Annotated in this window: 16 protein-coding genes; 7 read left to right on the top strand and 9 right to left on the bottom strand. The window is 70.5% G+C overall.

Annotation, left to right across the window (positions count from 1 at the left end):
* Positions 1-55 precede the first annotated feature (55 nt).
* The gene (locus AB0C33_RS25105) at positions 56-712 is read right to left on the bottom strand and encodes a M15 family metallopeptidase (RefSeq protein ID WP_358291889.1); all 657 of its coding nucleotides are present in this window, start codon (positions 710-712) and stop codon (positions 56-58) included.
* Between the two features lie 12 nt (positions 713-724).
* Positions 725-1873: an ROK family transcriptional regulator gene (locus AB0C33_RS25100; protein WP_358291887.1), complete on the bottom strand. Its 1149-nt coding sequence runs from the start codon at positions 1871-1873 to the stop codon at positions 725-727.
* A gap of 137 nt (positions 1874-2010) precedes the next feature.
* Here AB0C33_RS25100 and AB0C33_RS25095 point away from each other — a divergent pair, with 137 nt between their 5' ends.
* The 4 genes from AB0C33_RS25095 (at position 2011) to AB0C33_RS25080 (ending at position 6709) form a co-directional block, all read left to right on the top strand.
* On the top strand, positions 2011-3330 hold the full coding sequence (locus AB0C33_RS25095; protein WP_358291885.1) for an extracellular solute-binding protein: 1320 nt from the start codon (positions 2011-2013) through the stop codon (positions 3328-3330).
* A 2-nt stretch (positions 3331-3332) separates the two neighbouring features.
* Positions 3333-4346, top strand: a complete 1014-nt coding sequence (locus tag AB0C33_RS25090) for a sugar ABC transporter permease (RefSeq protein ID WP_357985677.1) — start codon at positions 3333-3335, stop codon at positions 4344-4346.
* A complete protein-coding gene (locus AB0C33_RS25085) occupies positions 4343-5194 on the top strand; it encodes a carbohydrate ABC transporter permease (protein WP_352352381.1) in 852 nt (283 codons plus the stop codon). Before AB0C33_RS25090 ends, AB0C33_RS25085 begins: the two co-directional genes overlap by 4 nt.
* Positions 5195-5269: 75 nt before the next feature.
* Complete coding sequence (locus AB0C33_RS25080) at positions 5270-6709, top strand: glycoside hydrolase family 3 protein (protein WP_358291883.1); 1440 nt, start codon at positions 5270-5272, stop codon at positions 6707-6709.
* A 24-nt stretch (positions 6710-6733) separates the two neighbouring features.
* Here AB0C33_RS25080 and AB0C33_RS25075 read toward each other — a convergent pair whose 3' ends face one another.
* Positions 6734-7915, bottom strand: a complete 1182-nt coding sequence (locus AB0C33_RS25075) for an ROK family transcriptional regulator (protein WP_358292763.1) — start codon at positions 7913-7915, stop codon at positions 6734-6736.
* Positions 7916-8004: 89 nt separating this feature from the next.
* On the opposite strand from AB0C33_RS25075, the gene AB0C33_RS25070 reads away from it, so the two are divergent.
* From AB0C33_RS25070 to AB0C33_RS25060, 3 genes are all read left to right on the top strand, one after another.
* On the top strand, positions 8005-9876 hold the full coding sequence (locus tag AB0C33_RS25070) for an endonuclease/exonuclease/phosphatase family protein (RefSeq protein WP_358291881.1): 1872 nt from the start codon (positions 8005-8007) through the stop codon (positions 9874-9876).
* Positions 9877-9884: 8 nt separating this feature from the next.
* The gene (locus AB0C33_RS25065; RefSeq protein ID WP_358291879.1) at positions 9885-10334 is read left to right on the top strand and encodes an Rrf2 family transcriptional regulator; all 450 of its coding nucleotides are present in this window, start codon (positions 9885-9887) and stop codon (positions 10332-10334) included.
* An 84-nt stretch (positions 10335-10418) separates the two neighbouring features.
* Entirely contained in the window at positions 10419-11198 is a 780-nt protein-coding gene (locus AB0C33_RS25060; protein WP_358291877.1) for a DNA-formamidopyrimidine glycosylase family protein, read from the top strand.
* Here the strand turns inward: AB0C33_RS25060 and AB0C33_RS25055 are convergent.
* The 6 genes from AB0C33_RS25055 to AB0C33_RS25030 all read right to left on the bottom strand — a co-directional run bounded on the left by AB0C33_RS25055 (position 11195) and on the right by AB0C33_RS25030 (position 17727).
* Entirely contained in the window at positions 11195-11551 is a 357-nt protein-coding gene (locus AB0C33_RS25055; protein ID WP_352323171.1) for a helix-turn-helix transcriptional regulator, read from the bottom strand. The two genes, AB0C33_RS25060 and AB0C33_RS25055, sit on opposite strands and share 4 nt — an antisense overlap.
* A 286-nt stretch (positions 11552-11837) precedes the next feature.
* Entirely contained in the window at positions 11838-12329 is a 492-nt protein-coding gene (locus AB0C33_RS25050; protein WP_358291875.1) for a nicotinamide-nucleotide amidohydrolase family protein, read from the bottom strand.
* 8 nt (positions 12330-12337) lie between these two features.
* Positions 12338-12910, bottom strand: coding sequence for a CDP-diacylglycerol--glycerol-3-phosphate 3-phosphatidyltransferase (gene pgsA, locus AB0C33_RS25045; protein ID WP_357985696.1), 573 nt, complete (start codon positions 12908-12910; stop codon positions 12338-12340).
* On the bottom strand, positions 12907-14316 hold the full coding sequence (gene rimO / locus AB0C33_RS25040; RefSeq protein ID WP_352323163.1) for a 30S ribosomal protein S12 methylthiotransferase RimO: 1410 nt from the start codon (positions 14314-14316) through the stop codon (positions 12907-12909). Before rimO ends, pgsA begins: the two co-directional genes overlap by 4 nt.
* Positions 14317-14374: 58 nt before the next feature.
* A complete protein-coding gene (locus AB0C33_RS25035; protein WP_358291873.1) occupies positions 14375-15139 on the bottom strand; it encodes a helix-turn-helix domain-containing protein in 765 nt (254 codons plus the stop codon).
* 77 nt (positions 15140-15216) lie between these two features.
* The gene (locus AB0C33_RS25030) at positions 15217-17727 is read right to left on the bottom strand and encodes a DNA translocase FtsK (RefSeq protein ID WP_358291871.1); all 2511 of its coding nucleotides are present in this window, start codon (positions 17725-17727) and stop codon (positions 15217-15219) included.
* Between the last annotated feature and the right edge of the window lie 65 nt (positions 17728-17792).

The raw sequence follows: 17792 nt of genomic DNA, 5'->3' as shown, positions 1-17792 counted from the left end.
TCCGAAGAGCCTCCGCCACAGGTTGTGCCCGTGCCGCCGCCGGGGGAAAACCTGGCTAGAAGGGGGCAGGACCGTACAGGGCGGCAGGGGCGCCGGTGGACATGGCCCAGTAGCGGTCGCCGTACGACCAGTGCCACCACTCGGTCGGGTAGTTGACCAGGCCCACGGGCTCCAGGGCGGCGGCCAGGATCTCGCGGTGGGCGCGGGCCTGCGCCGGGATGCCGGTGGCGGCCGTGTAGCAGGCGCCGCCGCTCTCCTCGGGGTTGTCGTTGACCTGGGTGCCCATGTCGTACTCGGTGCCGTCGGGGGCGCACAGGGTCAGGTCGACAGCGGCGCCGGCAGTGTGGGGGGCGACCTCAACAGGGGAGACATACCGACTGGCCGCGATAAAGGACTCGTCAGGCGACATGTCGGGATAAGTGGTGAGGAGCTCCTCGCGGTACCCCTCGAAAATACGCCGCTGCGTAGCGATGGGCCGGTATCCCTCGACGATCAGCAGGTGGAAGCCGTCGGGCAACGAGCTCTCGGCCCGCTCCAGCCGGTCGAGCAGCCCCGCGCGCAGGTGCGCGTACGCGCCGTCGGCGTCGGCCAGCCGCGTGTCGACCCGCAGCCGCCCGCGCACGTCGGCCAGCGGCTCACCGCACTCCCGGACGGGAACCGCCGAGACGCGCGGGTCGGAGATGAGGACTACGTCAGTGTCGAGCTGCCACATGGGCAGAAATTCTCACACAGTGTCGGAGAAAACCTGCTCCCGGGCCTGCTCCAGGGCCGCGACCATGGCCCCGCGCAGCACCGCGTTGCCGGTCACCCTGGTGGTCACCACGGTCGGCTGGCTCGGGCACACGCGGGCCACGGCCTCCTCGACCTTGGCGGCCAGCCGCTCGCCGCCGGCCCGGCCGACGTCGCCGCTGAGCACGATCAGCCCGGGGTCGAGCACGACGGCCACGGCCGCCGCGCCCACGGCCAGGCGGCCCGCCACCTCGTCCAGGTAGTCCTCGTCGCCGTTGCGGACCAGGTCTGGCACGGTGTAGCCGATCACGCCGTGCTCGCCGGCCAGGCCGCGCAGGGCGTCGTGGCCCACCAGGCGCTGGAACGAGCCCGACTGCGGCTGCGAGACGTCGGACGGCAGCGGCTCTCCCGGCACTGGCAGCCAGCCGATCTCGCCCGCGCCGCCGGTGATCCCCCGGTGCAGCCGGCCGCCGAGCATGACGCCGAGGCCCTGGCCGACGCCGGCCCAGATGACCACGAAGTCGTCGTGGCCGACGGCGGCGCCGTAGCGGCTCTCGGCCAGGGCGACCAGGTTGACGTCGTTCTCTATCGTCACCGAGCCGCCGAGGGTCTGGCGCAGGCTGGCCAGCACGCCGACGTGCCAGTCGGGCAGGTCGTAGGACCAGCGCACATCGCCGCTGCGGGGATCGACGACGCCCCGGGTGCCGATGACGAACGAGCGGAGCTGGGAGAGCTCGACGCTGGCCGTGGCGCAGGCCCGCTGGACTGCCGAGTGGACCGCCTTCACCGGATCGCGGGCGTCGGACGGGTTGACCGTCACCTCGACAACGATTTTACCTGTGATGTCCGCCACACCGACAGTGAGGCTGTCGGGCAGCACCTCCAGCCCGGCGACGTACGCGCTCGACGGAACCACCGCGTACAGGGCGGCGTGCGGGCCGCGGCCGCCGGCGCGCTCGCCCGCGACCTCCACCAGGCCCCGTTCTTCGAGTCGAGCGAGCAGCTGACCTGCGGTTACCTTGGATAGCCCTGTTCGCTCCCCCAGTTCGGCGCGGGTCAGCGGACCGTCCGCGAGGAGGAGTTCAAGTGCCGAGCGGTCGTTCAACCTGCGCAGCAACCGAGGGATCCCCGGGCTTCGACTCATTACCGCACCCCTCTCGTCACGAATGGCTAACGAGCGTTTCTTTTAAGAAAGTTTCTTGTTAGTTTAACAGCGTCGTTCGGCATTTGACGATCAGCCTGGTGCGGACCGTAGGCCAGCACCCGGGAAGGGAGAACCCTGTGAGGATCGCGAAGATCACAGCCACTACGGTCACCACGGCCGCCCTGGCCCTGGGCCTGGCCGCCTGTGGGTCAAGCGAGGAGCCGAAGCCGTCGTCCAGCGCGGCCGCCCCCGCTTCCAGTGGCCCGAAGTTCGCGGGCAAGACGCTCAGCGTGTGGCGTCTGGGCGACAGCAACCCTGCCGCCGCCAAGTACATGGAAGAGCTCAACGCCGAGTTCAAGAAGCAGACCGGCGCCGAGGTCAAGCTTGAGTGGATCCCGTGGCCGCAGGTGGCGGACAAGTTCGCCGCCGCCGCGACCGGCACCGGCCCGGACGTGACCGAGATCGGCAACGACCAGGTCCCGATGTGGCAGAGCCAGGACGCGCTCACCCCTATCACCGACATCGCGCGTGAGGGCGACCGGGCCCAGATCCCCGAGAACCTCTACGGCTACGAGACGGTCGACGGCGAGATCTACGGCATCCCGTGGGGCGCCGGCGCCCGCGCGGTGCTCTACCGCAAGGACTGGTTCGCCGACCTGAAGATCGAGGTTCCCAAGACCTGGGACGAGCTCGTCGCCGCGGCCAAGAAGATCCAGAAGGAGAAGGGCGCCGGCGTCGACGGCTTCGCCTTCAACGGCGGCTCCGACGCCAACCACCTGCTGGCCGCGTTCGCCTGGTCCGAGGGCGGCGAGTTCGCCGTCAAGGAGGGCGACAAGTGGGTCGGCAAGCTGACCGACCCCGGCTTCCAGAAGGGCTTCGAGACCTACACCGGCCTGGTCACCGGCGGCCTGTCCAGCAAGGCGAACCTGACGCTGAACACCGTCGACATCCGCAAGCGCTTCGCCAACAACAAGGTGGCGATGTACCTCACCGCCGGCTGGGACCTGCCCGGCATCGAGGAGGACTCGAAGGGCAAGCTGAAGGGCGACAAGCTCGGCTTCTTCCCGCTGCCCGCCAAGACCGGCGGCCTGGCCCCGTCCTTCTTCGGCGGCAACGACATCGCGCTGTGGGGCGGCACCAAGGAGGCCGACCTCGGCAAGGAGTACCTCAAGCTCGCCACCAGCAAGACCTGGGCCGACCGCTACGCCAAGGAAGGCGGCCTGCTGCCGGTCTACCCCGACACCCTGGCGGCGCTGAACGAGGACCCGGCGCAGGGCCCGTTCGCCCAGGCCTTCGCCAAGGCCAAGGCGTTCCCGGCCGACCCGAACTGGGCCGAGGCCGACGCCACCAAGGCCGTGCTGCAGAACGCGGCGCGCGCCGTCATCGAGGGCAAGAAGGACACCACCACGGCTCTCGCTGACGCCAACAAGGAACTCGAAGAGATCCTGAACCAGTAACGATGGCGAACACGACTACGGTCACCCGGGGCAGGGGCTCGTCCCCCGCCCCGGGGCGCCGCCGTAAGAAGGGCGGCGGGCCCGTCAAGGCCACCGGGATGCCCACGTGGAGCATCCCGTACGTGCTGCTCATCCCCGGTCTGCTGGTCATCGCGGGACTGCTGCTGTACCCGATGTTCCAGCTCGGCGTGATGGCCTTCCAGAAGGTCGGGCTCGCGCAGATCAGGGGGAGCAAGCCGGCCGAATGGGTGGGCCTGGACAACTTCAACAAGGTCCTCTCCAACGACATCTTCTGGTCGGCTCTGCGCAACACCGTGGTGTTCGCCTTCGTCGCCGTCAGCCTCACGTTGATCGTGGGCACCGCGGTCGGCGTGCTGCTGAACAAGCTCGGCAAGAAGATGTCCCTGTTCGTGGTCATCGGGTGCATGTTCGCCTGGGCCGTGCCGCCGGTCGCGCAGGGCGTCATCTGGCGCTCGCTCTTCGACGCCGAGTCCGGCATCGTGAACTGGCTGCTCAACCTGCTGCCCGACTGGCTGGCCGCGCCACCCGCCGGCCAGCAGGACTGGACGGGCACCCCGTGGCTCAACGACACCTTCCCGCTCTACGTCGCGCTGATCGTGTGCGTGGTGTGGGCCGGGTTCCCGTTCATCGCGGTCTCGGTGCTGGCGGGGCTCAAGGGCATCCCGTCCGAGCTGTACGAGGCGGCCAAGGTCGACGGCTCGGGGGCGTGGCGGACGTTCAGGAAGATCACCCTGCCGCTGCTCAAGCCGGTCTTCGCCGTCCTGACGATCCTGTCGATCATCTGGGACTTCAAGGTCTTCAGCCAGCTCTACGTGCTGATGAACGGCCCGACCAACCGCGACGGTTTCAACCTGTCGATGTACGCGGTCGCGGAGGCGTTCAAGCCCCCGCAGAAGCTGGGCACGGGCGCGGCGATCTCCATCGTGCTGACGATCATCCTGCTCATCATCACCGTCGCGTACGTCCGGCAGATCGTGAAGCAGGAGGAGATGTGAACGCGCTGGCCCGCAAGAAGCTCGGGAAGATCCTCCTGAACACGGCCGGTGTGCTGGTCTTCCTCTACGCGGTCTTCCCCGTCTACTGGATGGTCTCCACCGGCTTCAAGGAGAACGACCAGATCTTCACGACGGAGTTCATCCCGTTCCCGACGCACTTCACCTTCGACCACTTCGCGCGGGTGCTGACCGAGGGCGTGGCGAACAACTCCATCTGGCTCTACATGCGCAACAGCGCGATCGTGGCGCTCGGCACCGTGCTCATCGGCTCGGTCTTCGCGCTGCTGTCGGCCACGGCCATCGCCCGCTTCCGCTTCAAGGGGCGTGGCACGTTCCTGGTCATCCTGCTGATCGTGCAGATGTTGCCGGCCGAGGGCCTGCTCATCCCGCTGTACATGATGGTCAAGCGGGTCGGCCTCGGTGACCAGCTCATCGGGCTGATCATCACCCAGGTCGCGCTGACGCTGCCGTTCGGCATCTGGATGTTGCGCACGTTCGTGGCCGCGGTGCCGCGGACGCTGGAGGAGGCGGCCTGGATCGACGGCGCGAGCCGCCTGACCACGTTCTGGAAGGTGCTGTTCCCGCTGGTCGCGCCGGGGTTGGTGGCCACGAGCATCTTCTCGTTCATCACCGCCTGGAACGATCTGGTGTTCGCCCTCTACCTGATGTCGGGTTCCGAGGGCTACACGATGCCGGTCGCCCTGCAGTACTTCTTCGGCCAGAAGGGCGTCGACTGGGGCGCGATCATGGCCGGTTCCACCCTGATGACCCTTCCGGTGGTCGTCTTCTTCCTGCTGGTACAACGCCGCATGGTCGCCGGTCTCACCGCCGGGGCCGTGAAGGGGTAACAGGCACTGATCCTCGTACGGCTCGGCTGGTCCGGGCCGTACCCGATCGTGCCTTCATTCAAGTGATGAGGAGCCATGAGTCAGAGTGATCGGGGGCTGCGTCGCCTCGCGGCCGGCACGCTGCTCGTCGCCTTCCAGGGCACCACGGCGCCCGACTGGGTGCTGCGTGAGCTGGACAACGGCCTGGGCGGCGTGACGCTCTTCGGGTTCAACGTCGCCGGTCCCGACCAGGTCAGGTCGCTCACCACGACGTTGCGCGCCTCGGCCGAGCCCGTCATCTCGCTCGACGAGGAGGGCGGGGACGTCACCAGGCTGGCCTACCACGTCGGCAGCCCGTACCCCGGGAACGCGGCGCTGGGGGCGGTCGACGACATGGACCTGACCTGCCGGGTCTACGCGGCGATCGGGTCCGAGCTGGCCGCGTGCGGCATCAACGTGGACCTCGCGCCGAGCGCGGACGTCAACACCGAGGCCGACAACCCGGTGATCGGGACCAGGTCCTTCGGCGCCGACCCGGCGCTGGTGGCCAGGCACACGGTCGCGGCGGTCAACGGGCTGCAGTCGGTGAACGTGGCCGCCTGCGTCAAGCACTTCCCCGGCCACGGCGCCACCCGGGTGGACTCCCACCTGGCCGTGCCCGTCGTGGACGTCGGCCTGGACGTGCTGCGCGCCCGCGAGCTCGCGCCGTTCCGGGCGGCCATCGAGGCCGGCGCCAAGACCGTGATGACCGCTCACGTGGCGGTTCCGGTGGTGACCGGGGACACTCCGGCCACCCTGTCACCCGCCGCTCTGACCGGGCTCCTCAGGGGCGAGCTCGGCTACGACGGCGTGGTGATCACGGACGCGCTGGACATGCACGCGATCACCAAGAGCGTCGGGCTGGCCAACGGCGCCGTGCTCACGCTCGCGGCCGGGGCGGACCTGATCTGCCTCGGCCCGATCCCCGGCGAGGACGACGTCCAGCGGGTCATCGGGGAGATCGTGGCCGCGGTGACCGAGGGACGCCTGCCGGCCGCCAGGCTGGAGGAGGCGGCCGACCGCGTGGGGGCGCTGAGGGCCTGGTTCGGCACGCCCGAGGTGATCGCGGCCGAGCAGAACGGGGTCGGCCTGCACGCCGCCCGCCGCGCCGTGCGGCTGACCGGCGAGACGGAACCTCTGGTGGAACCCCTGGTGATCGAGGTGGACACCCCGCCCACGATCGCCGTGGGGAACGTGCCATGGGGGGTCGGCCCGTGGCTGCCGGACGCCGAGATCGTCCGTGTCGAGCCCGCGGCCGCCGACGTCCCCGCCCTGCTGGCCAAGGCCGCGAACCGGTCGCTGGTCATCGTGGTGAAGGACGCCCACCGCTACCAGGCGAGCCAGGAACTGGTCTCCGCTCTGGTGGCGGCCCGCCAGGACGCGACGGTGATCGAGATGGGCCTGCCCGTCTGGCGGCCCGACAGCGCCGCCTACATCGCCACGTACGGGGCGGCCAGGGCCAACGCCCAGGCCGCCGTGGAACTGATCACCGCCTGAGGCGAACAGCCCGGGCCCGCCGGATCAGGGCGTGAGGAGCTCTTCGCGCGCCTGGTCCAGGGCGGCCAGCACCGCGCCGCGCAGCACCGGGTTGGCGTGGGCGACCGCCGTGGTGACCACCTGCGGCCGCACCGGGCAGATCCGCGCCACGGCCTCCTCCACCCTGGAGGTCAGCGCGGATCCCCCGGCGTGGCCCACCTCCCCGGCCAGCACGACCAGCCCCGGGTCGAGGATCACGCAGACCGCCGCCACGCCCAGCGCCAGCCGGTGGGCGATCTCGTCGAGCATCGGCTCACCGCGGGGCCCGGCCGCCACCGCGACCTCGACGCACTCGCCGGCGCTCTCGGCCGTGAAACCGTAGCCGCGGGCCAGCTCGGCCACCGCCTCGGCGCTCACCAGCGACTGCAGGCCGCCCGCCAGCGACGGCAGCCGGCCCGGCTTGGTGCGGATGTCCTCCGGCAGCGGCACGCCGGGCACCGGCAGGTAGCCGATCTCCCCCGCGCTGCCCGAACGCCCCCGGTGGAGCTTGCCGCCCAGCATGACGGCCATGCCGAGGCCCCGGCTCGCCCACACCAGCACGAAGTCGTCGACGCCCTTGGCCGCGCCGTCGGCGTACTCGGCGATGGCGGCCAGGTTCACGTCGTTCTCGATCGTCACCTCGCGCCGCAGGTCGCCGGCGAGCGCCTCGTGGATGCCCTCGTGCCAGCCCGGCAGGTCGAAGGAGAAGCGCACGTCGCCGCTGCGCGGATCGACCACGCCCGGGGTGCCGATCACCACGCCGCGCAGCTTGGCCAGGCTGACCTTCGCGCTGCGGCACGCCTTGACGATCGCGCCGTGCACGGCGGCCACCGGGTCGTCGTGGCCGCCGGGATCGACGGTGACCTCGGCGATGGTGCGGCCGTGGATGTCGGCGACGGCGGTGGAGATGAGCTCGGGCCCGACCTCCAGACCGGCCACGTACGCGCTGGAGGGGATGACCGAGTAGAGCGCCGCGTTCGGCCCCCTGCCGCCCGCCTGCGCGCCCACCACCTCGACCAGGCCGCGTTCCTCCAGCCGCGCGAGCGTCTGGGAGGCGGTGACCTTGGACAGACCGGTCAGGTCGCCGATCTGCCCCCTCGTCATGGGGCCGGTGGCCAGCAACAGCTCCAGTGCGGCCCGATCGTTGATCTCCCGGAGAAGTCTGGGCACACCAGGACGACGCTCCACGCTGATTCCCACCGTCAATTCGAAAAGGTTGTTGGAAGTTTAGCGTCCCAGCTCTTGCATATCATCGGAGCCGAACACGAGGATGCCTCATGACAATCCCCCGCGGCCCGGCGATCATGCTCGCGCTGGGCCTCGTGCTGCTGCTGGACGTGTTGAGAGTCTTCCTCCCGTCGTTGATCACCCTGTTCGGCCGGGCGGGCGAGACGCCGCCGGAGCTGATGGGCCTCTACGCCGCCGCCTGGTTCATCCTGCCTTTCCTGGCGCTGTTAGCCAAGCCGCGCCACGCTCTGCTCGGCGGCGCCGCGGCGCTGGTCCTCACCAGGATCCTGCTGCAGGCGGGCGTGAGCCAGCTCTACGTCGCCTCCGCCGGCGTCACCGCGGGCCTGGTGTTCCTGTACGGCTGCGCCCACACCGTCCCGCGCCGGGCGGTCCCGATCGGCGTCATGGGCGGACTGAGCCTGTCGCTGGTCGTCCACCTGCTGCTGGACGGCGTGGACCTGGTCTGGCGCGACGGCCTGGTCCCGTGGCTGGCGGTGCTCTGCGTCTGCGCCGCCTTCCTGAGCCTCCTCCGCCCGCCGGTCGCCGAGGTGGACCGCGCGCCCGCGCTGACGTGGTTCCTGCTCGGCCCGGCGATGCTGCTGACCGGCGTCGCCGCCACGGGCTGGGCCAAGCCGGAACAGAGCCCGACCGACCTGTGGCAGATGCTGGTGGGCACCGGCCTGCTCGCCGCTGTCCTGGTCATGGCCGTTGTGCAGGCCGCCCGCCCGCCGCTGTCGCCGGTCTTCGATCTCATGATCGGCGTCCTGCTGGTGGCCTTCACGGTGCTCTTCACACTGTCGGCGCCCTACGTCGCCGTGCTGCTGATCGGCTGGCTCGGCGCCCTGCTCGCCGGAACCGCGCGGCCCGACTATCCCGCCGGGCGACGTCCTGGCGTGGCCGTGCTCGGGGGCGGGCTGGTCTTCTTCGTCGGGCTGTTCGTCTACTACGCGGCCTACGACATGAACCTCGGCTTCCCCAACGGCCAGATCCTCGTGGCGGTGGCAGTGCTGGTGGCCGCCCTCAGCGTGATCACGGCTCTGGTCCGGCACTCGCCGCCGCCAGCCGGGCCGATCCGCCTCAGCTGGCTGCCGCCGGCGGCCGCCGTGCTGCTGGTGGGGCTCGTCACCCTCGGGGCGCCGTCCGCGCCGCCCGTACGGGCCAAGCAGGGCGACACCTTCACCCTGATCGCCTACAACATCCGCATGGGCTACGGCCTGGACGGCCGCCTGTCGCTCGACAAGATCGGCGCGTGGGCCGCCGCCCAGAAGCCCGACGTCGTGCTGCTCAGCGAGGTGGACCGCGGCTGGCTGCTCAACGGCGGCCACGACGACCTGGCCAGGATCGCCCGCCGCCTCGGCATGCGCTACCACTTCGCGCCCGCCGCCGACCAGGTGTGGGGCGACGCGCTGCTCACCAACCTCCCGGTCAAGCAGGTGCACTCCCACCCGCTGGGCTCCCACGACTACCCGACGGGGGCGCAGGCCCAGACGGTCGTCCTGGAGGTCGGCGGCAGGGAGGTGGGCATCGTCAACACCCATCTGCAGGCTCCCGAGGGCCAGGCGCCCGAGGTCGCCGCGATCGCCCGCGCCCTGGCCGCCGGCCGGGACGCCGACGAGGCCGGGCACAGCGCGGCCGGAGCCGGGGAGCAGGTGAGGCGACCGGTGGTCCTGGCCGGCGACCTCAACACGCGGCCCACCGATCCGGCCATGGAGGTGCTGAAGGCGGCCGGGCTGAGCGACCCGCTGACCGCGTTCGGGGACCCGCCGACCTCGCCCGCCGACGCCCCCAAGGAGCGCATCGACCACGTCCTGCTCACCAAGGGATTGACCGCGGTTTCTGCGCAGGCGCCGCGGTTGCCGTATTCGGATCACCTGCCCGTTCTGACGACCTTGCGCCTAACCAGTGTTGACCAGGAGGGATAATCGAGAACATGCGCCTTTCCGCTCGTGTCGACTACGCCCTCCGTGCCGCCGCTGAACTCGCCGCAGCCGGCGCGGGTCCGACTACCGTGGGTGAGCTCGCCAAGGAACAGGACATGCCTCCCAAATACCTGGAGAACATCCTGCTCCAGATGCGCCGCGCCGGCCTGGTGCGCGGCCAGCGGGGTCCCGAGGGCGGCTACGTGCTGGCCCGGCCCGCCGCGAACATCTCGCTCGCCGACGTGATCAGGGCCGTCGACGGGCCGCTGGCCAACGTGCGGGGCGAGCGTCCCGAACACGTCGGCTACCGGGGTCCGGCCGAGTCGTTGCAGCAGGTGTGGATCGCGTTGCGCGCCACCGAGCGGGCCATCCTGGAGGAGGTCACGCTCGAACAGGTCGCCTCGGGCAGCCTTCCCGAGCGCGTCCGCCAGCTCGCCGCCGACCCCGCCGCCTGGGACTGACGCCTCCCGGCCGGGCCTGGCGGCCGGCGCCCTCGGGCCCATGGCCGCCGTCCCGGCCGGGAGGCGGGTACCTAGACTGGAGGGATGCCCGAGGGAGACGCCGTCTACCGCACCGCGGCGCGCCTGCGCGGCGCGCTCGACGGCCGCGTGCTGACCAGGTCGGACTTCCGCGTCCCACGGCACGCCACCGCGGACCTGAGAGGCCGGGCGGTGCTCACCACCGTCTCCAGGGGCAAACATCTGCTGACCCGGGTCGAGGGCGGCCTGACCGTGCACACCCACCTGCGCATGGACGGAAGCTGGCGGGTCATGCCCGCGGGCCGGCGCACGGCCGGCGGCGACCAGGTGCGGCTGATCCTGGCCAACGAGGAGTGGCAGGCGGTGGGGATCAAGCTCGGCATGGTCGACCTGGTCACGACCGCCGACGAGGAGCGCCTGGTGGGGCACCTGGGGCCGGACCTGCTGGGCGCCGACTGGGATCCGGGCGAGGCCGTGCGAAGGCTACGAGCGGCACCGGACAGGACGATCGGCGAAGCGCTGCTCGATCAGCGCAACCTGGCGGGGATCGGCACGATCTATCGCGCCGAGACCCTGTTCCTGCGCGGGATCTGGCCGTGGCGGAAGGTCGGGGAGATCGAGGATCTCGACGGGCTCGTCACGCTGGCCCACCGGCTGCTGGAGGCCAACAAGGGACATGGCGGCACGGTGACCACAGGTGATCGCCGCCCGGCGAACCAGACCTGGGTCTACGGCAGGGCAGGGAGACCCTGTCGCCGATGCGGCACGCGCATCAGCCGCGGGGAGATGGGGGCACAGCCACAGGAAAGGCTGATCCTGTGGTGTGGTGGCTGCCAGCCGCGTTAGGCCGCCACCATGTCCTTGACCTCGGGGAAGACAGTGTCGCCGATCGAACCGGGAACCGTCTCGGCAAGGGGCAGGCGCTCGTGCTCGGGCATGTCGGCCAGAACAGGCGCGGCCTGGAGCTCCGCCAGCGCGAACTGGTCGGAAACCTCACGCAACACCTGCGAGAGCGGCACACCGAGGGCACCGCAAATGGACGCGAGCAGCTCGGACGAGGCTTCCTTCTGGCCACGCTCGACCTCGGAAAGATAACCGAGCGAGACACGCGCCAGCGTGGACACCTCGCGTAGCGTGCGCCCCTGACGCACCCGCAACCGCCTCAGCACGTCACCGAGCAGCTGACGCAGCAGAATCATCTGTCGCTCCCTCCCCGGCGTGGATGTCTTCACCACGCCCCGCGCGATCGGATCGTGCCGCACATTGGTCTTCTTGGCTTCGTACATACTCCTCGCCGTCATCATGGGGCGTCGCCTCCCCGGGTCTGCCGCTCGTGCCTGGTCGCGCGACTCATCAGGCCCGCCTGCCGGGCGCTCGGTGCTTGCAGTTGGCTCACGGACCTCACTCACAGCTCCACCGTACCCGTATCCACCGACACCGCGTCAGACCGTGCTTCGCATGTTCGCTCGGGACGTAACACGGTAATCATCCGGAATGTTCCCCTTTGTTGGCCTTCAGCACACCTGCGAGGAGATCGACTGCCTCGTGCACCGTCCTTACCCGGATACGTTCGCGCGACCCCTCAAGGCTCAACGCACGCACCAGGTTCTCCCCGCCCGGGCCGTGGACCGCGGCGTACACCAGGCCCACGGGCTTTCCGTCCTGTGGTTCTGGGCCGGCCACACCAGTCACGGCCAGCCCGTACGCCGCCCCGCACACCCGGGCGACCCCTTCGGCCATCGCCGCGGCCACCTCGGGATGCACGGCCCCCTCGCGGCTCAGCAGCTCGCCGGGCACGCCCAGCAGATCGCGCTTGAGATCGGTGGCGTAGGAGATCACCCCGCCCCGGAACGCCTTGGACGCCCCAGGGACCGACGTGAACGCGGCCCCGATGAGCCCGCCGGTCAGCGACTCGGCCACCGCCACGGTGGCGTCCTGCCGCACCAGGAGGGCCACGACCTCGGCCACGTCCGCCATCGCTCAGATCACTCCCCACGCGCCCGTCTGGCCACCTGGCGCAGCTTGACCGCCCGTACGAGATAGTCGACGCCCGTCGCGACGGTCACGACCAGGGCCGCGCCCATCACCACCCATCGCAGCGGGTCGGGCACCCCCGGCAGGATGTAGAGCACGATGGCGGCGATCTGCAGCACGGTCTTGACCTTGCCGCCGTAGCTGGCCGGGATGACCGCGTGCCGCAGCAGGACCAGCCGGAGCAGGGTGATGCCCAGCTCGCGGCCCAGGATCACGATCGTGACCCACCACGGCAGCTCGTCGAGGATCGACAGGCACACCAGCGCCGCCCCGGTGAGCGCCTTGTCGGCGATCGGGTCGGCGATCTTGCCGAAATCGGTGATCAGCCCGTAGCGGCGGGCCAGCTCGCCGTCGAGATGGTCGGTGATCGAGGCGACCCCGAACACCCCTAGGGCGGCCAGCCGCCAGCCGGTGCCGGGCAGGAACAGGCATGCGACGAAGAAGGGGACGAGCGCCAACCGGAGGACCGTGAGGACGTTGGCGATGTTCCACGGGCTCACCACGCGGCGCTCGTCCCTGGTCATGGACTGGCCTTGATGCGCGCGATCAGGTCAACCCCCTCGGCGTCGACCACGACCGCGCGCACGATCTGTCCCTTGACCAGGCCGATGCCCTGGACCGTCACCGAGCCGTCGACCTCCGGGCCCTGGTGGGCGGCCCGGCCCTCGTAGCCGCCGTCTCCCAGGTCGTCGTCGATGAGCACGTCGACCTCCGTGCCGATGCGCTCCTCCGCGCGCTGGGCGGTCAGTTCCTCAGCCAGCTCGGTGAGCACGCGCACGCGCTCGTCGATGACCTCCTGGTCGAGCTTGCCCGGCAGGTTGGCAGCCTCCGTGCCGTCTTCGTCGGAGTAGCCGAACACGCCGATCACGTCGAGCCTGGCCTGCTCCAGGAAGCCGACCAGCTCGCCGAACTCCTCCTCGGTCTCGCCCGGGAAGCCCACGATGAAGTTGGAGCGCACGCCCGCCTCGGGAGCGCCCTTGCGCACGCTCTCCAGGAGGCCGAGGAAACGCTCGGGGTCGCCGAAGCGGCGCATCCGGCGCAGGACGCCGCCGCTGGCGTGCTGGAAGGACAGGTCGAAGTAGTCGGCCACGCCCTCGGTGGCGGTGATGACGTCGATCAGCCCCGGCCGCAGCTCGGCGGGCTGCAGGTAGCTGACCCGCACCCGGTCGATGCCCGGCACGGCGGCCAGCTGCGGCAGCAGCTTCTCCAGCGCCCGCAGGTCGCCCAGGTCCTTGCCGTAGGAGGTGGAGTTCTCCGAGACCAGGACGAGCTCGCGCACGCCGCGATGAGCCAGCCAGTCGGCCTCGGCGAGCAGCTCGTCGGGGTTGCGCGAGACGTAGGCCCCGCGGAAGGCCGGGATGGCGCAGAACGTGCAGCGCCGGTCGCAGCCGGAGGCCAGCTTGAGCGAGGCGACCGGGCTCTCGTCGAGGCGTTTGCGCAGCACGCGCGGGCCGCTGGCGGGCGCGAGCCCGTCGGGCAGCTCGCCGTGGCCGGGGATGCCGGTCTTGGGCGCGCTGCCGCGCTCGACCGGCGAGATGGGCAGCAGCGTGCGGCGGTCGCGCGGCGTGTGCGGCTTGAGCGGACGCCCGGCCAGCACGTCGTCGAGCCGGCCGCCGATCTCGGTGTAGTCGTCGAAGGAGATGACGGCGCTCGCCTCGGGCAGTGCCTCGGCCAGCTCGTTGCCGTAGCGCTCGGCCATGCAACCCGCGGCCACCACCTTCGCCCCGGAGTCGGCGGCGGCGAGCAGCGTGTCGATGGAGTCTTTCTTGGCCGAGTCAATGAAGCCACACGTGTTGACGACGACGACGTCGGGGTCGTCGTCGCCCAGCTGCCAGCCGGCAGCCTCTAGTCGCGCGGCCAGCTCCTCGGAGTCGACCTCGTTGCGCGCGCAGCCCAGGGTGATCAGCGATGCGGTTCGGCGGGATGACATGGTGAACACTACGATATCGGGAGTTGGCCACCACCTGATGCACGGCCTCCCCGCCGGACTACCGCGGAGGCGACGCGTCGAGGCCGAACGAGCGGGTCACCATCTCGCCCCGGCCCCCGAGTTTGTCCACCTTCTTGCCGTTGACCTGCAAGGACACCGCTCCGGCGTCACCGAGGAGCAGGCTGACCTTCTCGGCGGCCCGCCAGGTCGAGCTGTCTCCGGCCTTCAACATCCCGGCGAAGAGCATCCGGCCCTGACCGTCGCGCACGTTCACGTACGACGTACGCCTAGCCTCGATCTTCAGGGTGACCATGCCTTTGCCCGCTTTGCCCTTGCCCGCCGCGGCCCTGGGCCCCTCGGTGATGGGCGTGTTCGGCGGCACGCTGGGCTTGGGCGTGATGGCGTGCACGTCGGCGGTGCGCACCTGGTCGCTCGCGCCGCCGAGCACGCGCACCGTGCCGAACACCACCACGACGGCCAGCGCCACGCCGAGCGCCATCGTCCAGTTGGGCCCCCGGCGTTCGCGCAGGGCGAGCGTGCGGTCGGCCTGGAACACGGCGGCGGCGCGGACGGGCTGCGGCGCCCCGCCGTGTTGCTGGTCGAACAGGTGGACCGTGGCCTCGGGATCGAGCCCGACGACCTTGGCTATGGCCTTGACGTGACCGCGGGCGTAGAACCCGCCCCCGCACTGTTCGTAGTCTTCCTGCTCGATCCGGTTGATGATCGTTTCTCTGATCCGGGTCGCCGCGCTGACCTGCGCGACCGTCAATCCCGCCGCCTGCCTGGCCGCTGCCAGCATGGCCCCGATGCTCTGTTCCTGCACAGCGAACGCCTCCCCACCACGACAGTGCGTAGTGGTTCATATTCAATCAGTTATCGCCGTGGAACCGTGCATTGGGGTCATTCGCCACGCAGGTCGGCCAGCAGGCCGGGCAGATCGTCCGGTTTCACCAGGACTTCGCGGGCCTTGGAGCCTTCGCTGGGGCCCACCACGTTGCGACTCTCCAGCAGGTCCATCAGCCGTCCGGCCTTGGCGAAGCCGACCCGCAGCTTGCGCTGCAACATCGAGGTCGAGCCGAACTGGGTGGTCACGATCAGCTCGGCGGCCTGGATCAGCAGGTCGAGGTCGTCGCCGATCTCCTCGTCGATCTCCCGCTTGACCGGCGCGGCGGCCACGTCGTCGCGGTACTCGACCTGCATCTGCTCCTTGCAGTGCGTGACGATCTCGGCGATCTCCTTCTCCGAGACGAACGCGTTCTGGATCCGGATGGGCTTGCTCGCGCCCATCGGCAGGAACAGCGCGTCACCCTGGCCGACCAGCTTGTCGGCGCCCGGCTGGTCGAGGATGACCCGCGAGTCGGTCAGCGACGACACCGCGAAGGCCAGCCTGGACGGCACGTTGGCCTTGATCAGGCCGGTGACGACGTCGACCGAGGGCCGCTGGGTGGCGATCACCAGGTGGATGCCGGCCGCGCGGGCGAGCTGCGTGATGCGCACGATCGAGTCCTCGACGTCGCGCGGGGCCACCATCATGAGGTCGGCCAGCTCGTCCACGATCACCAGCAGGTACGGGTAGGGCTGGTAGACCCGCTCGCTGCCCGGCGGCGGCACGAGCTTGCCCGCGCGCACGGCCTTGTTGAACTCGTCGACGTGCCGGAACCCGCTGGCGGCCAGGTCGTCGTAGCGGCGGTCCATCTCGCCCACGACCCATTCCAGGGCTTCCGCGGCCTTCTTCGGGTTGGTGATGATGGGCGTGATGAGGTGCGGGATGCCCTCGTAGACGCTGAGCTCGACGCGCTTGGGGTCGACCAGCACCATGCGCACCTCGTCGGGGGTGGAGCGCATGAGGATGCTGGTGATGAGGCCGTTGACGCAGACCGACTTGCCGGCGCCGGTCGCGCCCGCGATGAGCAGGTGAGGCATCTTGGCGAGGTTGGCGACGATGGTCCGTCCCTCGACGTCCTTGCCCAGGCCCACGATCATCGGGTGGTGGTCGGCCTGGGCCACCTGGGAGCGCAGCACGTCGCCGAGCGCGACCAGGTCCTTGTCGGCGTTGGGGATCTCGACGCCGATCGCCGACTTGCCGGGGATGGGAGACAGGATCCGGACGTCGGCCGACTTGACGGCGTAGGCGATGTTCTTGGTGAGGGCGGTGACCTTCTCCACCTTGACCGCCGGGCCCAGCTCGATCTCGTAGCGGGTGACCGTCGGGCCGCGGGTGAAGCCGATCACCTGCGCGTCGATGGAGAACTGCTCCAGCACGCTGGTCAGCGCGTTGACCACGGTCGTGTTGGCCTTGGTCTGCGGCTTGGGCGCGGTGCCTGGCTTGAGGAACTGCAGGTCGGGCAGGCTGTACGGCCCCGCCTGCGGCGACAGCACGAGCTGCTCGACCTTGCGCGGCGCGGGCGTGGGCTCCGGCGGCTCCGGCCTGCGCTCGGGCACGGACGGCTCCTCGTCCGCGGGCCCGTCGACGAGCCCTGGCACGATCTCCGGCGAGTGGTCGGCCAGCTTGTCCTTCTCGGCGATGACCGGGGTGTCGTACGGCTTGACCGTCTCGACGCCCTCGCCCTCCGCCTTCTTGGACCGCGGCCGGCGCTTGGCGGGCTCGCGCGGCGCGAGCGGCTCGGCGTGCCGCTCGAACAACATGTGCCGCAGCTCCGACAGTCGCTCGGGGATGCGGTGGACGGGCGTGGCGGTGATCACCAGCACGCCGAACCCGGACAGCAGCAGCAGCAGCGGGATCGTGATCCAGGACGGCAGGATGCTCATCGGCGGCGCCGACACGATGAACCCGATCATGCCGCCGGCGGCCGACACCTTGTCCATGCCCTGCCCCTGGCCCGCCGGGTAGGGGGTGTCGTTGGCCACGTGGATGACGCCGAGCACGCCGACCATGAGCGCGCTCCACCCGATGACCATGCGGCCGGTGTCGGCGTTCTGGTCGGGGTGGCGCAGGTAGCGCCAGGCCAGCAGGCCGAGCAGCAGCGGCAGCGCCCAGGCCAGCGAGCCGAACACGGCGTGCACGACGGTGTTCACGACGCCGGAGACCGTGCCCTCGGGGTTGCGCCAGGTCATCGAGGCCAGCACGATCGCGCCGGCCAGCACCGACAGGCCCACGCCGTCGCGCCGGTGTGCGGGGTCGAGCTCGCGGGCGTTCTTGCCGAGCGCGCGGGCGGTGCTGCCGATGCCGTTGGCGAGCAGCATCCACAGCCCGACGATCAGCTTGCCGATCATCGTGAAGACCCAGCTGATCGGGTCGGGATGGGTCACGGAGGACTTGCGGCCGGAGCTCGCGGCCTTCGCCCTCGGTCGCCCCGCCGCCGTGGCCGGCCGCTTCGCGGGGGTCGATCGAGGCGAGGTCGACCGCTTCGCCGGCCCCTTCGATGCGCTTTTCGGCGTACGGGTGGCCATGATGCCAAAGGTACGTCGGAGACGGCGTCGCACGCGCGGAGACGCGCCGTGCGCCCGAAATGTCC

It is taken from the genome of Nonomuraea sp. NPDC048881, from assembly GCF_040649795.1.
Taxonomy (GTDB): Bacteria; Actinomycetota; Actinomycetes; order Streptosporangiales; family Streptosporangiaceae; genus Nonomuraea.
This window is presented reverse-complemented; position numbering and strand designations above follow the sequence as displayed.

Bases quoted from the DNA above. Each gene is read 5' to 3' on its own strand.
- AB0C33_RS25105 (WP_358291889.1), bottom strand. From the start codon at position 712: ATGTGGCAGCTCGACACTGACGTAGTCCTCATCTCCGACCCGCGCGTC.
- AB0C33_RS25100 (WP_358291887.1), bottom strand. From the start codon at position 1,873: ATGAGTCGAAGCCCGGGGATCCCTCGGTTGCTGCGCAGGTTGAACGAC.
- AB0C33_RS25090 (WP_357985677.1), top strand. From the start codon at position 3,333: ATGGCGAACACGACTACGGTCACCCGGGGCAGGGGCTCGTCCCCCGCC.
- AB0C33_RS25080 (WP_358291883.1), top strand. From the start codon at position 5,270: ATGAGTCAGAGTGATCGGGGGCTGCGTCGCCTCGCGGCCGGCACGCTG.
- AB0C33_RS25070 (WP_358291881.1), top strand. From the start codon at position 8,005: ATGACAATCCCCCGCGGCCCGGCGATCATGCTCGCGCTGGGCCTCGTG.
- AB0C33_RS25065 (WP_358291879.1), top strand. From the start codon at position 9,885: ATGCGCCTTTCCGCTCGTGTCGACTACGCCCTCCGTGCCGCCGCTGAA.
- AB0C33_RS25060 (WP_358291877.1), top strand. From the start codon at position 10,419: ATGCCCGAGGGAGACGCCGTCTACCGCACCGCGGCGCGCCTGCGCGGC.
- AB0C33_RS25055 (WP_352323171.1), bottom strand. From the start codon at position 11,551: ATGATTCTGCTGCGTCAGCTGCTCGGTGACGTGCTGAGGCGGTTGCGG.
- AB0C33_RS25050 (WP_358291875.1), bottom strand. From the start codon at position 12,329: ATGGCGGACGTGGCCGAGGTCGTGGCCCTCCTGGTGCGGCAGGACGCC.
- pgsA (WP_357985696.1), bottom strand. From the start codon at position 12,910: ATGACCAGGGACGAGCGCCGCGTGGTGAGCCCGTGGAACATCGCCAAC.
- rimO (WP_352323163.1), bottom strand. From the start codon at position 14,316: ATGTCATCCCGCCGAACCGCATCGCTGATCACCCTGGGCTGCGCGCGC.
- AB0C33_RS25030 (WP_358291871.1), bottom strand. From the start codon at position 17,727: ATGGCCACCCGTACGCCGAAAAGCGCATCGAAGGGGCCGGCGAAGCGG.